Source organism: Myxococcus sp. AB025B, assembly GCF_006518215.1.
GTDB classification, from domain to species: domain Bacteria; phylum Myxococcota; class Myxococcia; order Myxococcales; family Myxococcaceae; genus Myxococcus; species Myxococcus fulvus.
Map to the genome: position 1 here is coordinate 26,139 of NZ_SRLW01000055.1, position 14,912 is coordinate 41,050.

The window sequence follows — 14,912 nt, forward strand, 5'->3', positions numbered from 1 at the left end:
CGTCACGCAGTATGCCCCGGAGCCGCCACGCCCGGCGCGTGCACCCGGTGTGACGCACGGGCCTTCATCCCGAAGAGCGGCCTCAACCAGGGCAGGCGGGCGATGCCCTCGCTCAATCCCCAGGAGAGCAGGAAGGACACCGCGAGGACGCAGCCGAACAGCGCCCACGGCCCCACCGGCAACTTCAAGAGCGCGAAGCCCACCACGATGATGACCGTCTGGTGGACGATGTAGAACGGATAGGACAGCTCCTGCGCGTGCTTCAGCCACGGGCGCGAGGTGGTGATGGCGCGCCGCGCCCAGCCCAACGCCGTGAGGATGAACAGCCACTGGGAGGCCACCCGGCCCAGCGTCTCCGGAATGCGCGGGTACTCGTTCGGAGGCACCATCACCGCGAAGAGCACGGCCGACAGCCCCAGCAGCGCCCACCTGCGCTCCACCAGCGCGTCCCACAGGCGCGCCGTCCGCCCCATCAGGTGGCCCACCAGGAACAACAGTCCGTAGTGGCCCAAGGTCAATGGGTCATCGAACAGGCCGTGCGTCACCGGATGCCCGTGCAGCAGCACGTCGTTGAGCGCCAGCGGCACCCCCAGCCACAGCACGTTCAGGCCCCGGCACAGCCAGGCCTCCAGCCGCTCCACCCACGCGCGGGCGCGCGTGCTGCCCAGCCACGCGAACAGCGGCAGCGCGAGCATGCAGTAGACGAAGAGGTAGACGACGAACCACAGGTGATGCCAGCTCAGGCTGCCGCCTCGAGGGTAGGGCACGAGCTGGAACACGGAGGGGTAGAAGTCCGCGTAGCTCCCCTGGAACTGCCCCTGGAGCACTCGCTCCACGTAGATCTGCGGCGGGACGACGACGAGCATCCCGAAGAGCACCGGCACCAGCAGCCGCCGCACCCGGTCCGCCGCGAAGGCCCCCGTCGAGCGACGCCGCAGCGCCAGCGCCGTGCCGATGCCCGAGATGACCATCAACAGCGGCATGCGCACCAGGTGGAGCACCTCCATCGTCGGCTCCAACACCGGCAGCGCGACGGGCGACTTCACGTGCCAGTCCCACGTGTTGAACATCATCCCCGTGTGGAACAGGTGCAGCACGAGGATGGCCACGACGCGCAGCCAGTCCAGGTCCGGGTGATGGGCTTCGGAAGACGTCGTCGGTGCGGGCGTGCTCATGGGCGAGCCTCCTGTCCCCACCGGGATACGCACCCCGCGCTGGCCCCTCCACGCGTCTGTCGTGGGACGGACCGGCGACGGCGCCAGCCGGACAGGGCAGGGGACCGGAAATGAAGAGGCCGCCCGGGTTGCCCCGGACGGCCTCTTCGATGCGACGAGGGTGAAGGCGACGCGCCGTTACTCGGCGGCGACCTCGACCTTGATCTTCGCCGTCACCTCGCGGTGCAGGCGCAGCTCCACCTCGTAGTTGCCGAGCGTCTTGATGGGCTCGGGCAGGTGGATGGCGCGGCGGTCCACCGTCTGACCCTGGGCCGCGACGGCCTCCGCGATGTCCAGCGCCGTGACGGAGCCGAACAGCTTGTCCTGCTCGCCCACCTTGCGCTTGATGGTGACCTTGATGGAGCCGACCTTCTTCGCCTGCTCCTCCGCGGCGCCCTTCAGCTTGGCGTTGCGGGCGGTGATGACCGCCTTCTCGTGCTCGAGCTGACGGAGGTTCTGCTCGCTGGCCAGAACCGCCTTCTTGCGCGGCAGGAGGTAGTTGCGGCCGAAGCCGTCCTTCACGGTGACGAGCTCCCCGGACTTGCCGAGGTTCTCGATGTCCTCACGCAGAATGACCTTCATGTTCAGTCTCCTGTGCGGACCGGCGCTCAGCCGACCACCGCGTTGTAGGGGAGCAGCGCGATGCCACGGGCGCGCTTGATGGCCGTCGCCACCTCGCGCTGGTGCTTCGCGCAGTTGCCGGAGATGCGGCGGGGGATGATCTTGCCGCGCTCGGTGACGAAGTACTTCAGCGTCGCCTGGTCCTTGAAGTCCACCGAAGCGTCCTTCTCCGCGCAGAAGCGGCAGACCTTCTTGCGACCGAAGCCACGGCCACCGCCGCGCTTCTCGTCGTCACCACCCATGCCGCCGCGATCACCGCGGTCGCCACCACGGTCACCGCGGTCGCCACCACGGTCACCCCGCGGCCCACCGCCGCCGAAGCCGCCACTGCGGCCGCCCGACGACGCGCCCGTCTTGCTGTCCGTACCGTTGCTCATGAAATTTCTCGTTTCCTGGATAGGGCCCTAGAGAATGTCCCGGGTGGCGCTCAGGCCTCCTCGGACGACTCCTCCTCCGACTCGCCAACGGCCTCCTCGCCGCCATCGCCGCGGAAACCACCCTCGCGGTCGGCGGGAGCCCCAGGACGCGTCTCCTCCACGTCGCCAGCCAGCTTCAGGTCCTCGAGGACCGGGCGCGTGTCGGGGTCCACCTCATCCGCCTTCTTCACGGAGATGTAGCGGGTGACCTCATCCAGGTTCTTCAGGTTGCGCTCGATCTCCGCCACCAGCTTCGAGCCGCCCAGGTAGCTGGCGTGCACGTAGATGGCGCGGGGCTGCTTGGCCACGGGGAACAGGGTCTTCTTCTTGCCCCACACCGTGAAGCGGAGGACCTTGCCGCCCTCGCGGTCGACGATGCCACGGACGCGCTCCTTGAGCTTGTCCACGTTGTCGTCCGTCAGGTCCGGCTTGACCAGGAAGATGGTCTCGTACTCACGAAGCCGCTTGGCGGCCTGCGTCTCTGCCATGTTTTCTCTCCCCTTGGGGTCGAGTGCCCCTCGGACCATCCGAGGAGCGGGGAAACGGCGAGCGGCCTGGAGGGCCACCACCGGGGACGGGAAACCGCGCGCCCGTCACCTTCGCGCTACGTCCCGTGCAGAACACGGGAAGCTGGAAAAGAACATCCCGCCAGAGCAGCCTCCAGCGAGCGAACGGGCCTTCTAGGAGGCGCCCCAGGGCAAGTCAAGCACCCGGAAAGCCCGCCCGGCCGCTTCCCTGGAGGATCAGGCCTTCCGGTTGAACCGGTTCATCGCCACCGACAGCCCCTCCCGCACCCAGCACTCCGTCATGTCCAGCGCCCGGGGGATGAGGTCCTCCAGCTGGCGGCGCTCCCCGTCGTCGAAATTGGACAGGACGTAGCCGGCCACCCGCTCGCGCGCGTTGGGGCCCTCCGGCTTGTCGATGCCGAAGCGCAGCCGGATGAAGGCCTCCGAGCCCAGGCTCGAGACGATGCTCTTGAGCCCGTTGTGGCCCCCCGAGCCGCCGCCCGCTTTGAGCTGCAGCCGCCCCATGGGCAGGTCCAGCTCGTCGTGGATGACGAGCACGTCCTCGGGGGGGATTTTGTAGAACCGCGCCGCCTCGGCCACCGAGCGGCCCGACAGGTTCATGAACGTCTGGGGCTCCACGAAGAGCACGCGCTCGCCCGCGAGCGTGCCCTGGCCCACCCTGGCGGCGAACTTCTCCTGGTTCAGCTCGGCGCGGGCGCGCGACAGCATCGCCTCCACCACCATGAACCCGATGTTGTGCCGGTGCCGCTCGTACTCGCGCCCCGGGTTGCCCAGCCCGCAGATGAGCTTCATGGGAACTCCAAAAAGAAACGGGGCCCGCCTCCGACGAGGCCGGCCCCGTGTCCAGGGTACACCGGAAGAGGACTACTTCTTCGCGGGAGCCTTGGCCGCCGCCGCGGGGGCCGCCTTGTCGCCGGCCTTCGCCGCCGGAGCCGCCGCGGGAGCCGCCGCCGCCGGAGCCGCCTCGGCGGACTCGGGCGCGCTCAGCACGGCCAGCGTGTAGTTGACGTTCGTCTTGATGGAGACGCCCGTGGGCAGCTTCACGTCGTTGACGTGCAGCGCCTCGGCGATCTTCATCGCCGTCACGTCCACCTCGATGCGCTCCGGGATGGCGTTCGGCAGCGCCCACACCTCGAGCTCGCGGCGGGCCTGGGTGAGCAGACCACCGTCCGCCACGCCCTGCGCCTTGCCCGTCAGCACGAGCGGCACGTTCACCTTCACCTGCTCGTTCTCACGCACGCCGATGAAGTCCACGTGCAGGATGGCGCGCGTGACCGGGTCCATCTGGTAGTCCTTCAGGAGGACCTGCTGGTCGCCGCCGGCCAGCTTCAGCTGGATGAGCGTGTTGAACTTGTGCGGCGTGTTGATGGCCGCCTTCACGCCCTTGGGGTCCACGGCGATGTGCACCGGCTTCTCCAGGTGCTTGCCGTACACCACGGCGGGGACCAGACCCTGGCCGCGCAGACGGCGGGCAGAGCCCTTGCCGGAACCTTCACGCGCCTTCGCCTCAAGGGTGCTCTTGTCGGTGGACATGGAAATACCTTTGTTGGGGGATGCAACGACGGTTGCCAACAGCCCCCGGCGCCCTCGGCATCCCGCCCCAGTGGCGGGCCCCGAAGACGGCGCCCATGGAAAGAGGCCGTTGGAGGAGGCCGGACATGCCAGCCCCCCGACATGGAGTCAAGTCGCCCGGTGGCCGGGCGACTGGCTCCTCAGACGAACAGCGAGCTGAGCGAGTCGGCCCGGTGGATGCGGGCGATGGCTTCCCCGAAGAGGCGCTCGGTGGTGAGCACGCGGATCTTCGAGCAGGCCAGGGCCGCGGGCGACAGCGGCACCGTGTCCGTGAAGACGACCTCCTCCAGCACCGAGTCCTGGATGCGCTGGATGGCGGGGCCGGAGAGGATGGGGTGCACCGCGTAGGCGACCACGCGGCGGGCGCCCTTGGCCTTGAGCGCCGCGGCCGCCTGGGTGAGCGTGCCGGCGGTGTCCACCATGTCGTCCACCAGCACCGCGTCCTTGCCCGTCACGTCGCCGATGAGGTTCATCACCTCCGAGGCGTTGGGGCGCGGGCGGCGCTTGTCGATGATGGCCAGGCCCGTGTTCAGCCGCTTGGAGTAGGCGCGCGCGCGCTCGACGCCGCCGGCGTCCGGCGACACGATGACGAGCTCCTGCGACTCCGGGAAGCGCTTGCGCAGGTCCTCCAGGAACACCGGCGAGCCGTACAGGTGGTCCGAGGGGATGTTGAAGAAGCCCTGGATCTGCCCGGCGTGCATGTCCATGGACACCACGCGCTCGGCGCCCGCGACCTCCAGCAGGTCCGCGATGAGCTTGGCGGTGATCGGCGTGCGCGGCGCCACCTTGCGGTCCTGGCGTGCGTACCCGTAGTACGGAATCACCGCCGTGATGGAGCCCGCGCTCGCCCGCTTCAGGGCGTCGCACATGATGAGCATCTCCATCAGGTGGTCGTTGGCCGGCGGGCACGTGGACTGGAAGATGAAGACGTCGTGACCGCGGACGTTCTCTCCAATCTCGACGTGGATTTCACCGTCGGAGAAGCGACCCACCTCGGCCTTGCCGAGCGGACGCTTGAGGTACTCGCAGATTCGGTGAGCCAGGCCGGGATTCGAGCTCCCGGCGAAGATCTTGAAGTCGCGCGGCTGCATGATGGAGCCGCTGACTAACCTGGACACGCGCCGATGTGAAGGACGTTAGTCGAGATCCGCTGGCATCGGACCGAGCATCCCGGCTTGCGCCTGATGGAGGTGCCGCTCGTACTCCATGAGGATGACGCGCTCCATCTGACTGCGCGTATCCGCGTTGAGCGGGTGGGCTATGTCCTTGTACGTCCCATCTTTCCGCTTCTTCGCCGGCATCGCGATGAACAGCCCCGAGGAGCCGTGGATGACCTTCAAGTCGCGAATGACGAAGCAGTGATCCAGGGTGATGGTGACGTACGCCTTGAGCTTGTCCTCTTCGACCGGAAACACCCGGACGTCGGTGATGTTCATGGTCCCCCCCCGAACCCGAAAGGTCGGAGCTGGCGGGAAGCCTGGGACATCCCGGGTGCAAAATGCAAGTGTATGGTGATGGCTTCGTGTTGCGATTGTTCCACTCGCGCACAGTCCGACAGGCGCGAGCGGGACTACCCGAGGGCTCCCGGCCAGTGCAGGACCAGGTGGGTCAGAAAAGCCAGATGGTAGACCACGATGATGCCGTACACGACGGCGCCCGCCCGGATGGCGACGCGGCTGGCCCTCAGCCGGCGGTGCAGGCACAGGAGCCACAGGCCCGCGTTCACGATGAGCAGCTTGGAGAACATGAAGAACATCGGTGACTGCTCGTAGGCCAGGCGCATGAGCGGGTTGAGCTCCTCCGCCACGCCCAGCTGCAGGAACAGCAGCGTGAACAGCCCGTCCATCAGGTTGAGCATCAGCAGCGCCACCGACGCCGGTGACGCATAGAAAGAAGCCCGACCACCCTGGATTGCGCCCTGGACCTGCTCCACCGTCGTCGTCGCCACGCCCCACCTCCCCGCCCACGCCTGCGTCCGGACCACTCCCTTTCAAGCGGCTTGCCAGCGCTCGAAGGCGGCGTGGAGGGGCAGGCGGGCGGACGGGCGGGGACGACATGGCGGGCCGTGTCACGGGCACGCGGATGGCGGTTGACTCCAGCGGGGGGGTGACAGACTATCCGCGCCCCTCCGCCCCCAGGCCAGGCGAGCTAACTTGCACCAATTCCCCAAAGATATCGGGTGGATAGAGGTCATCTGCGGTTCGATGTTCTCCGGTAAGACGGAGGAGTTGATCCGCCGCGTCCAGCGTGCCGTGTACGGCAAGCAGAAGGTGCAGGTGTTCAAGCCCCGCATCGACAACCGGTACGACGAGACGTCGGTCGTCAGCCACTCGAAGCTCCGGGTGACGTCCACGCCGGTGGAGCGGGCTGAAGAGATTTTTTACCGGTTGGCGCCCGACACGCAGGTGGTGGGCATCGACGAGGTGCAGTTCTTCGGCACCGAAGTGGTCGCGGTGGTGGAGGCGCTCGCCAACAAGGGCCTGCGGGTCATCTGCGCGGGGCTGGATCAGGACTACCAGGGGCGCCCGTTCGAACCGATGCCGCAGTTGATGGCCGTCGCGGAGTACGTGACGAAGGAACTGGCCATCTGCGTGGTGTGTGGGAATCCGGCCAATCGCTCCCAGCGCATCGTGTCCAGTGGTGAGCGGGTGGTGGTGGGCGCTGCGGGCGCGTACGAGCCGCGCTGCCGCAAGTGTCACGTGCCGGAGCCCTCCGAGGGCACGCCGCCGCAGACGCTGGAGTTGTTCGACTGACAGCAGCGTGGGCGCCCGCGGGGGCGCGGGCGCGAGAGGAGACGACCGGATGCGCGACACCCTGTACGCGAACGTGCCCTTCAAGCTGAACGAGATGACCCACCACTATGGACCCAACGTCCACCTGGTGGGCAATCCGTTCCTGCTCTCCCAGCTGGCCACCCTGTGCGCCAAGGGCGTCATCCAGCCGCAGATCAACCGGCTGGTGGAGACGCTCTACATTGATTTGGTGAAGACGGTGGTGAACGCGGAGTTCCCCCGGAAGATGGTGAGCCTGCCCACCCGGATGATCGACTCCACGCCGCAGGGGCTCTACCAGGGCGAGGTCATCGACCCGCAAGTGCGGGTGGTGACGGTGAACATCGCGCGGGCGGGCACGCTGCCGTCGCAGGTGACGTACGACCTGCTCAACGCGACGGTGGACCCGACGGTGGTGCGCCAGGACCACATCATCATGAGCCGGATGATCGACGCGGCCGAGGCGGTGGTGGGCTCGCAGATCGGCGGCGCGAAGATTGGCGGGGACGTGGATGACGCGTTCGTGCTCTTCCCGGACCCGATGGGCGCCACGGGCGGCAGCCTGTCCACGGCCATCACGCTTTACAAAGACAAGGTGCCCGGCACCCCCCGGCGCATCATCACCCTGAACCTCATCGTCACGCCGGAGTACCTGCGGCGCATGACGACGGACCACCCGGACGTCATCATCTACGCGCTGCGGTTGGACCGGGGGTTGTCCCCGCCGGAGGTGTTCGGCACGGCGCCGGGCGCGCTCTGGGAGAAGGAGCGGGGCCTGGATGACAGGCAGTACATCGTCCCCGGAGGCGGCGGCTTCGGGGAGATCATGAACAACGCCTACGTGTAGCGCGGAGGAGACCTTGGCGTTCTACGAGCAGGAAGTCGGCGTCCTGATTCCCGAGGACAAGCTGCAGGCGCGCGTGAAGGAGCTGGGTGCCGAAATCACCCGGGACTACGCGGGCAAGGAGCTCACCCTCGTCTGTGTGTTGAAGGGCTCCACGTTCTTCGCCATGGACCTGGCGCGCGCGGTGGACCTCCCGCTCACGCTGGAGTTCCTGGGCGTGTCCAGCTACCAGGGCGGAACGGAGACGACGGGCGAGGTGCGCATCACCACCGACGTCAGCAAGCCGATGGCGGGCAAGCACCTGCTCATCATCGAGGACATCATCGACACGGGGCTCACCATGAGCTTCCTGTTGGAGAACCTCCGCGCGCGGCACCCGGCGTCGCTGAAGCTGTGCTCGCTGCTGGAGAAGCCGTCGCGGGCGCGCACGAAGATCGACATCGACTACAAGGGCTTCATCATCGACGACCTCTTCGTCGTCGGCTACGGCCTGGACTTCGCGGAGAAGCTGCGCAACGTGCCGTTCATCGGCGTGATGAAGGGCAAGTAGGCCCAGGCGGGACCCGGCCGTGTGGGAGGAGGCCCGTCCTCCCGCCGGCTCGAGGGTGACGGCGCCTCGGGCGCTCCGCGTGACAACTGGCCCCCGAGCATGGAGCGGGGTGGCGCTTTGTCACCGGAGCGTGCGTGCACAGCGTCCCGGTTGGGACTGCTGGCGCCGCGAGGCGCCGGGCGCGAGTGTCCGTGTCCGGCAGGAGCGCGGCGAGAGAGGATTCGCATGCGTTCGCCGACGGACAGAAGGACCCCGGCTGCGGTGTCAGCCGGGGTGAATGACGGGATGCGGAAATACCTGGCCGAGTTCATCGGGACGTTCGTCCTGGTGCTCGGCGGCGTGGGAGCGGCCGTGCTGGCGGGGGACCGCATCGGTTTCCTGGGCGTGTCGTTCGCCTTCGGGCTGTCCTTGCTGGCCATGGTGTATGCGATTGGCCCCATCTCCGGCTGCCACGTGAATCCGGCGGTGACGGTGGGGCTGACGCTGGCGGGCAAGTTCGAGACCAAGCACATCCTGGGCTACGTGGTGGCGCAGTGTCTGGGCGCGGTGCTGGCGGCGGGCGTGGTGCTGCTCATCGCCAAGGGCGTGCCTGGGGGCTACCAGGCGTCGGTGGCGGGGCTGGGCTCCAACGGGTACGGCATCGCGTCTCCGGAAGGGTATGGCGCGGGGGCGGCGTTCCTGGCGGAGGTGGCGCTGACGTTCCTGCTGGTGCTGACGGTGCTGGGCGCGACGGACGCGCGGGCGCCGGTGGGCTTCGCGGGGCTGGCGATTGGCCTGGTGCTGACGCTCATCCACCTGGTGGGAATCCCCGTGACGAACACCTCCGTGAACCCCGCGCGCAGCCTGGGGCCCGCGGTGTTCGCGGGGGGGCAGGCGCTGGGCCAGCTGTGGATGTTCATCATCGCGCCGCTGCTGGGCGGTGGCCTGGCGGCGGCGGTGTACCGCTCCGTGTTCGCGCCGGCCGCGGCGATCTCGGCGCGCACGGCGGAGCGCTCGCTGGACGCCGAGCGGGCGGAGCGCATCGCCCAGGACCGGAGCCGCACGCGCTCGCCGGTGTGAGTCCGGGTCGCGGTGCGCGTCACCGCATCGCTGAATCAAGGGCCCGTCGCCGGGAGGTTCACGGTGGCGGGCCTTGCTCGTGGGGGGAGGCGCTCGCGCTCCGGGCGCCTTAGCGGAGGACCGTGGTGCCCAGCAGGTAGACGACGTAGCAGGCCCAGGGCAGCGCGAAGGCCATCATCAGCAGGTTGAGGCTCGCGGCCCAGACGGGCACGCGCTCGCGCTGGTTGCGCCACGGGAGCATCACGAGCGAGCCGCCCGCGAGCACGGGCAGCGGCAGCAGGTTGGCGGCGGCCACCTTGGCGCTGAGCAGGCCCCAGGCGCGCAGGAACTCTCCGTCGCGCAGCACGGCGACGAAGCGCTCGATTCGCTCCGGGAGGAGCGAGACCTGGAAGGGCAGGGCGAAGCCGGTGACGAAGTGGCGCAGGCCCTCACCAGGGCCCAGGCAGGCCATGGCGACTCCGACGAGCACGGCCCACGGCAGCACGATGGTGGCCGCGTGCAGCGCGACGGGCAGCTGGCGCAGGCGGTTGTCGGCCGGCGCCTTCGAGGACGCCGCGTCCTGCGTCGGGTCCTCGAAGCTCACCGCGCTGCCGAAGGGGACCAGGGGCCGCAGCGCCCACTGGATGCCACCGAGTGACAGGGTGAAGAGGCGCGGGCCGACGCCCAGCTTCACCAGCGTGGGCCGGACGCCGAACGAGCTGGCCACGGCCGCCTGACTCAGCGCCCACAGCGCGTTGACGGTGAAGAAGAGCATCCAGAGCCAGAAGAGCAGGGCGGCGCGGTCCATGGTGTGCCCCCTGTCTATCACGTGACACCCGAGGGATTCACCGCGGGCGCGCTCCGCCGATGGACACCCGCCCGTTCTTCGTCGACGTGCCGCCGATGTCTCGGATTGCGTCCGGAGGTGATTCGTGGCGGCCATGCTGGTGCAGGGGCTCGCGCGCGCTCGGTCTCCTGAGAGGCGGCAGCCGGCGCTTGCTGAGGTAGGTATGGAGGTCGGAGTCGAATGACGCGGTGATGACGCCCTGTCCCTGCAGCTCGATGCGAGTCTGGTTGCCCCAGACGTCGTGGTCATGAGTGTAGACCTGCCAGGTGTCGCAGCTCGTCCAGCGCGCGTGGGTCTTCAAGTCCCACGGGGGCTCGTCATGGGTCATCCGCTCCCAGCTTTGGGCGATGGCCAAGCGCGGCTCGAGGCCCTGTGTGCCTGGAGGCACCGTCAGCTCGATGGAGCAGGCGGCGCAGCCGCCGGGGTCGATGTGCTTTCCAGTACTGACGGCCATGGTCACCTTTTCGCGGAGCAGGGCTTCGCCGACGACAGCGACGTGTCGGGACACGGTGTCGTGCGCCATCCGCTGGATGGTGGTGGATGTCTTCTGTTTGAGCTGTCTCTTGTGGGGGGGATTGAGGGGCCAGCGCAAGCCGAGCCGAAGTGGCCTTTCGGGGCCGCCGTACGTGATGGTGTCGTCTGGCGTTCGAGCACGTCGTGCGCGCGGGGGCGTGGCATCGCGATGTCAAAGACAATCGCCCGGGTGGGGTCTGTTTCGACGTGCCTGGAGGTCTCAGGTCGTTTCGGGATGCGAGGCGCCAGGAGGTGCGCCGTCAGCCTCTACCGAGACGACTTCCCACGAAGAACGACGGGCCCGGTCGTGCTCGGGCCCGTCGTCGAACCGACTCAGAACGTCGCGTCGAGCACGACGTCGCCCGCGGCGCCCACGCCCACCGCGACCTGGTAGGCGGACACGCGGCGCTCGAAGAAGTTGGTGAGCTCCTGCACGTCCTGCAGGTCCATGAAGGACAGCGGGTTCTTCGTCTTGAACACCGGGGAGATGCCCAGCATCTGCAGCCGCTGGTCCGCCGTGTACTCGAGGTAGCCCCGCATCTCCTGCACGGACAAGCCCGCGACGCCGCCGCTCAGGAGGTCCTGCGCGAACTGCGTCTCGCACTCCACCGCCTCGCGAATCATCGCCTCCACGTCGCGCTCCATCTTCGCGTCGAAGAGGTCCGGCTCCTCCTTGCGGGCCACCTGGATGCACTCGAAGGCGAACGCCATGTGCGCGCTCTCGTCGCGGAACACCCAGTTCGTCCCCGCCGCGAGCCCGTTGAGCAGGCCCTTGCTGCGCAGGAAGTACACGTACGCGAAGGCCGCGAAGAAGAAGAGCCCCTCGATGCAGCCCGCGAAGCAGATGAGGTTCAAGAGGAACCGGCGCCGGTCCTCCTTCGTCTTCAGCGTGTCCACGTCGTGGATGCTGTCCATCCACTTCATGCAGAACCGGGCCTTGCGCTGGATGGAGGGGATGTTGTCGATGGCCGCGAACGCCTTCGCGCGCTCACCCGGGTCCGGCACGTACGTGTCCAGCAGGGTCAGGTAGAACTGGACGTGCAGCGCCTCCTCGTAGAGCTGGCGCGACAGGTACATCCGCGCCTCGGGCGCGTTGAGGTGCTTGTACAGGTTCAGCACCAGGTTGTTGCCGACGATGCTGTCGCCCGTCGCGAAGAAGGCCACCAGCCGGTGGATGAGGTGTCGCTCCGCGTCCGTCATCTTCGAGCGGAGGTCCACCAGGTCCGTGGAGAAATCCACCTCCTCCACGGTCCAGGTGTTCTTGATGGCATTCCGGTACATCTCGAAGAAAACCGGATACGCCATGGGGCGCAGCGTCAGGTTCAGGCCGGGTTCGAGCAGCATGGGCGCGATCCATACCATGCAGGCTGCTGCGTGGATCCTCCGCGACCGCTGATTCTCCCGAGGGTCGTGCGCGTCCGCGTGCGCTGAACAACTCTTGCTTACGTGCGCCTTCATGCGGGTTCCGCACCGTGCGTGACACACCCGCACAAAACAAAACGAGCACGCGTTCTCACGCGTGCTCGCCAGGACGAAAAGTCTGTGAATCAGGAACTCTTTACTGGCACGCCTCGCAGGCCTCGGGGTTCTCCAGCGAGCACGCCACGGCCTCCGCGTCCGTCACCTTGGCGGCCTTGGCCTCGGGGGCGGGCGTGACGGGCGCCGTCGCGGTGGCGCCGTTGCCGGCGATGGTCGCCTTGGCGATGCGCGTGGCCGGACGCGAGCGCAGGTAGTACGTCGTCTTCAGCCCCTTCTGCCACGCGTAGAAGTACATCGAGGAGAGCTTGCCGATGTTCGGCGTCTCCACGAAGAGGTTGAGCGACTGGCTCTGGTCGATGAAGGCGCCGCGGTCGGCCGCCATGTCGATGAGCGAGCGCATGGGCAGCTCCCACGCCGTGCGGTAGACGGCGCGCAGGTTCTCCGGCAGCTCCGTCAGGTCCTGCACGCTGCCCTCGGCCAGCTTGATGCGGTTGCGCACCGACTCGTTCCACAGCCCCAGCGCCTGGAGGTCGCGCACCAGGTAGCGGTTCACCTGCAGGAAGTCACCCGAGAGCGTCTCGCGCTTGAACAGGTTGGACACCTGCGGCTCGATGCACTCGTAGCAGCCCGCGATGGACGCAATCGTCGCCGTGGGCGCAATCGCAATCATCAGCGAGTTGCGCAGGCCGTGCTGCTGGATGCGAGCACGCAGCGCCGCCCACCGCGCCGGGTCCTCCGGCGTCACGCCCCAGCTCTCGAACTGCAGCTCACCCTTCGCCGCCCGCGTCTCCGGGAAGGACGGGTGCGCGCCGAACTGCTCGGCCAGCTCGCACGAGGTGGTCAGCGCCGCGAAGTAGATCTCCTCGGAGATCTTCTTCGACAGGGCCCGCGCCTCGGGCGCGTCGAACGGGAGCTTGAGCTGGAAGAAGACGTCCTGCAGGCCCATCAGCCCCAGGCCCACCGGCCGCCAGCGGCGGTTGGAGTCCGCCGCCGTGGGGATGGGGTAGTAGTTCAGGTCGATGACCCGGTCCAACTGCTTGAGCGCGAGCTGGGCGTTGGCGCGCAGCCGCTCGAAGTCGAACTTCCCGTCCACCACCATCCGGCCCAGGTTCAGCGAGCCCAGGTTGCACACCGCCGTCTCACCCTGGCTCGTCACCTCCAGGATTTCGGTGCACAGGTTGGACAGGTGGATGACGTTCTCCGGACGGCCCGTCTGGTTGCTCTTGCGGTTGCAGATGTCCTTGAAGGTCATCCAGCCGTTGCCCGTCTGGGCGAGCGTCTTCATCATCCGCGCGTAAAGGTCACGCGCCTTCACCTTGCGCATCGCCAGGCCGGCGGCCTCGGCTTCGACGTAGGCCTTCTCGAACTCCGCGCCGTACAGGTCCGTCAGGTGCGGGACCACCTTCGGGTCGAAGAGGCTCCAGTCGCCCTCCGTCTCCACCCGCTTCATGAACAGGTCCGGCACCCAGTTGGACAGGTTCAGGTTGTGGGTGCGGCGGGCCTCGTCGCCGGTGTTGTCGCGCAGCTCGAGGAAGTCCTCGATGTCCGCGTGCCACGTCTCCAGGTACACGCAGCACGCGCCCTTGCGCTTGCCGCCCTGGTTCACCGCGGCCACGGACGCATCCAGCGTCTTGAGCCAGGGGACGATGCCGTTGGAGTGACCGTTGGTGGAGCGGATGAGCGAGCCGCGCGCGCGCACGCGGTGGTAGCCCACGCCGATGCCGCCGGAGAACTTGGACAGCATCGCGATGTCCGAGTACTTCCGGTAGATGGCGTCCAGGTCGTCCGCCGGCGAGTCCAACAGGAAGCAGCTGGACAGCTGCTCGTGGCGCGTGCCGGAGTTGAACAGGGTGGGGGAGCTGGGCAGGTACTCCAGCGAGCTGAACAGCCGGTACAGCTCGATGGCCTCGCGCGCGTTGTCGCCGCTGAGCGCGCACGCCACGCGCAGGAAGAACTCCTGCGGCGTCTCCAGCACCTCGCGCGTCTGCGGGTTCTTCAGGAGGTAGCGGTCGTAGACGGTGCGCAGGCCGAAGTACTCGAACAGGTCATTGCGCGACGGGTCGATGGCCGCGTTGAGCTTGCGCGCGTTGGCCTGGACGAACTGCAGCAGGCGGTCCGCGATGAGGCCGTGCTTGTGGCCCGCCGCCACCGACTGGCTGAAGGAGTGGATGTCCTGGTTGCTGACCTCCTTCTGGATGAACGTGGCGAGCAGCCGCGCGGACAGGCGCGCGTACTCGGGCTCCTCGACGATGAGCGCGGCGGCGGTCTGGATGGACAGGCTGTCCAGCTCGCGCGTGGTGGCGCCGTCGTAGAGGCCGGAGATGGTCTTCGTGGCCACGCGCATCACGTCCACGCGCGACAGCCCCACGCAGCTCTTGCCCACCGCGCGGACAATCTTGTTCAGGTCCACCGACTCGGCGGTGCCGTTGCGCTTGCGCACGCGCATGGTGGTGGGGGCGAACTCGCTCTGCGTGGGCTCGGGGGCCGCGACGGGTGCCGTACTCGCGCCCGGTCCGGATT

17 protein-coding genes are annotated in these 14,912 nt (G+C 68.0%); 4 read left to right on the top strand and 13 right to left on the bottom strand.

Annotation, left to right across the window (positions count from 1 at the left end):
- Nucleotides 1-2: 2 nt before the first annotated feature.
- The 9 genes from FL311_RS11860 to FL311_RS11900 form a co-directional block, all read right to left on the bottom strand.
- A complete protein-coding gene (locus tag FL311_RS11860) occupies nucleotides 3-1,175 on the bottom strand; it encodes an acyltransferase (RefSeq protein ID WP_141325150.1) in 1,173 nt (390 codons plus the stop codon).
- 177 nt (nucleotides 1,176-1,352) lie between these two features.
- Nucleotides 1,353-1,796 carry a 50S ribosomal protein L9 gene (rplI, locus tag FL311_RS11865; RefSeq protein ID WP_046715138.1) on the bottom strand — a complete coding sequence of 148 codons (444 nt, stop codon included), beginning with the start codon at nucleotides 1,794-1,796 and terminating at the stop codon, nucleotides 1,353-1,355.
- 26 nt (nucleotides 1,797-1,822) lie between these two features.
- Complete coding sequence (rpsR, locus tag FL311_RS11870) at nucleotides 1,823-2,212, bottom strand: 30S ribosomal protein S18 (RefSeq protein WP_141325151.1); 390 nt, start codon at nucleotides 2,210-2,212, stop codon at nucleotides 1,823-1,825.
- Nucleotides 2,213-2,262: 50 nt separating this feature from the next.
- Nucleotides 2,263-2,739, bottom strand: a complete 477-nt coding sequence (gene rpsF, locus FL311_RS11875) for a 30S ribosomal protein S6 (protein WP_046715136.1) — start codon at nucleotides 2,737-2,739, stop codon at nucleotides 2,263-2,265.
- Nucleotides 2,740-2,994: 255 nt separating this feature from the next.
- Nucleotides 2,995-3,570, bottom strand: coding sequence for an aminoacyl-tRNA hydrolase (pth, locus tag FL311_RS11880; protein WP_141325152.1), 576 nt, complete (start codon nucleotides 3,568-3,570; stop codon nucleotides 2,995-2,997).
- Nucleotides 3,571-3,642: 72 nt separating this feature from the next.
- Nucleotides 3,643-4,311: a 50S ribosomal protein L25/general stress protein Ctc gene (locus FL311_RS11885; RefSeq protein ID WP_141325153.1), complete on the bottom strand. Its 669-nt coding sequence runs from the start codon at nucleotides 4,309-4,311 to the stop codon at nucleotides 3,643-3,645.
- Between the two features lie 179 nt (nucleotides 4,312-4,490).
- Nucleotides 4,491-5,441, bottom strand: coding sequence for a ribose-phosphate pyrophosphokinase (locus tag FL311_RS11890; RefSeq protein ID WP_046715133.1), 951 nt, complete (start codon nucleotides 5,439-5,441; stop codon nucleotides 4,491-4,493).
- A gap of 45 nt (nucleotides 5,442-5,486) precedes the next feature.
- A complete protein-coding gene (gene spoVG / locus FL311_RS11895) occupies nucleotides 5,487-5,786 on the bottom strand; it encodes a septation regulator SpoVG (protein ID WP_046715132.1) in 300 nt (99 codons plus the stop codon).
- Between the two features lie 134 nt (nucleotides 5,787-5,920).
- Nucleotides 5,921-6,298: a DUF5658 family protein gene (locus tag FL311_RS11900; protein ID WP_174816712.1), complete on the bottom strand. Its 378-nt coding sequence runs from the start codon at nucleotides 6,296-6,298 to the stop codon at nucleotides 5,921-5,923.
- Nucleotides 6,299-6,503: 205 nt separating this feature from the next.
- On the opposite strand from FL311_RS11900, the gene FL311_RS11905 reads away from it, so the two are divergent.
- The 4 genes from FL311_RS11905 to aqpZ all read left to right on the top strand — a co-directional run bounded on the left by FL311_RS11905 (nucleotide 6,504) and on the right by aqpZ (nucleotide 9,574).
- Nucleotides 6,504-7,103, top strand: coding sequence for a thymidine kinase (locus FL311_RS11905; protein WP_046715130.1), 600 nt, complete (start codon nucleotides 6,504-6,506; stop codon nucleotides 7,101-7,103).
- Between the two features lie 49 nt (nucleotides 7,104-7,152).
- Nucleotides 7,153-7,968 (top strand): uracil phosphoribosyltransferase, encoded by an 816-nt coding sequence (locus FL311_RS11910; RefSeq protein ID WP_046715129.1) that lies wholly within the window; start codon nucleotides 7,153-7,155, stop codon nucleotides 7,966-7,968.
- Between the two features lie 13 nt (nucleotides 7,969-7,981).
- On the top strand, nucleotides 7,982-8,515 hold the full coding sequence (hpt, locus tag FL311_RS11915; protein WP_141325155.1) for a hypoxanthine phosphoribosyltransferase: 534 nt from the start codon (nucleotides 7,982-7,984) through the stop codon (nucleotides 8,513-8,515).
- A 285-nt stretch (nucleotides 8,516-8,800) separates the two neighbouring features.
- Nucleotides 8,801-9,574: an aquaporin Z gene (gene aqpZ, locus FL311_RS11920; RefSeq protein ID WP_228556827.1), complete on the top strand. Its 774-nt coding sequence runs from the start codon at nucleotides 8,801-8,803 to the stop codon at nucleotides 9,572-9,574.
- Between the two features lie 109 nt (nucleotides 9,575-9,683).
- Here aqpZ and FL311_RS11925 read toward each other — a convergent pair whose 3' ends face one another.
- From FL311_RS11925 to FL311_RS11940, 4 genes are all read right to left on the bottom strand, one after another.
- Nucleotides 9,684-10,361, bottom strand: coding sequence for a site-2 protease family protein (locus FL311_RS11925; protein WP_141325157.1), 678 nt, complete (start codon nucleotides 10,359-10,361; stop codon nucleotides 9,684-9,686).
- A gap of 37 nt (nucleotides 10,362-10,398) precedes the next feature.
- Nucleotides 10,399-10,854, bottom strand: coding sequence for a hypothetical protein (locus FL311_RS11930; protein ID WP_141325158.1), 456 nt, complete (start codon nucleotides 10,852-10,854; stop codon nucleotides 10,399-10,401).
- Nucleotides 10,855-11,246: 392 nt separating this feature from the next.
- A complete protein-coding gene (locus FL311_RS11935) occupies nucleotides 11,247-12,257 on the bottom strand; it encodes a ribonucleotide-diphosphate reductase subunit beta (RefSeq protein ID WP_141325159.1) in 1,011 nt (336 codons plus the stop codon).
- Between the two features lie 214 nt (nucleotides 12,258-12,471).
- Nucleotides 12,472-14,912, bottom strand: a 2,441-nt coding sequence (locus FL311_RS11940; protein ID WP_368668565.1) for a ribonucleoside-diphosphate reductase subunit alpha, incomplete at its 5' end; no start/stop codon positions are given.

Excerpts from the sequence above, each read along its gene's own strand:
- FL311_RS11860 (WP_141325150.1), bottom strand. The coding sequence starts at position 1,175 with ATGAGCACGCCCGCACCGACGACGTCTTCCGAAGCCCATCACCCGGAC.
- rplI (WP_046715138.1), bottom strand. The coding sequence starts at position 1,796 with ATGAAGGTCATTCTGCGTGAGGACATCGAGAACCTCGGCAAGTCCGGG.
- rpsR (WP_141325151.1), bottom strand. The coding sequence starts at position 2,212 with ATGAGCAACGGTACGGACAGCAAGACGGGCGCGTCGTCGGGCGGCCGC.
- rpsF (WP_046715136.1), bottom strand. The coding sequence starts at position 2,739 with ATGGCAGAGACGCAGGCCGCCAAGCGGCTTCGTGAGTACGAGACCATC.
- pth (WP_141325152.1), bottom strand. The coding sequence starts at position 3,570 with ATGAAGCTCATCTGCGGGCTGGGCAACCCGGGGCGCGAGTACGAGCGG.
- FL311_RS11885 (WP_141325153.1), bottom strand. The coding sequence starts at position 4,311 with ATGTCCACCGACAAGAGCACCCTTGAGGCGAAGGCGCGTGAAGGTTCC.
- FL311_RS11890 (WP_046715133.1), bottom strand. The coding sequence starts at position 5,441 with ATGCAGCCGCGCGACTTCAAGATCTTCGCCGGGAGCTCGAATCCCGGC.
- spoVG (WP_046715132.1), bottom strand. The coding sequence starts at position 5,786 with ATGAACATCACCGACGTCCGGGTGTTTCCGGTCGAAGAGGACAAGCTC.
- FL311_RS11910 (WP_046715129.1), top strand. The coding sequence starts at position 7,153 with ATGCGCGACACCCTGTACGCGAACGTGCCCTTCAAGCTGAACGAGATG.
- aqpZ (WP_228556827.1), top strand. The coding sequence starts at position 8,801 with ATGCGGAAATACCTGGCCGAGTTCATCGGGACGTTCGTCCTGGTGCTC.
- FL311_RS11925 (WP_141325157.1), bottom strand. The coding sequence starts at position 10,361 with ATGGACCGCGCCGCCCTGCTCTTCTGGCTCTGGATGCTCTTCTTCACC.
- FL311_RS11930 (WP_141325158.1), bottom strand. The coding sequence starts at position 10,854 with ATGGCCGTCAGTACTGGAAAGCACATCGACCCCGGCGGCTGCGCCGCC.
- FL311_RS11935 (WP_141325159.1), bottom strand. The coding sequence starts at position 12,257 with ATGCTGCTCGAACCCGGCCTGAACCTGACGCTGCGCCCCATGGCGTAT.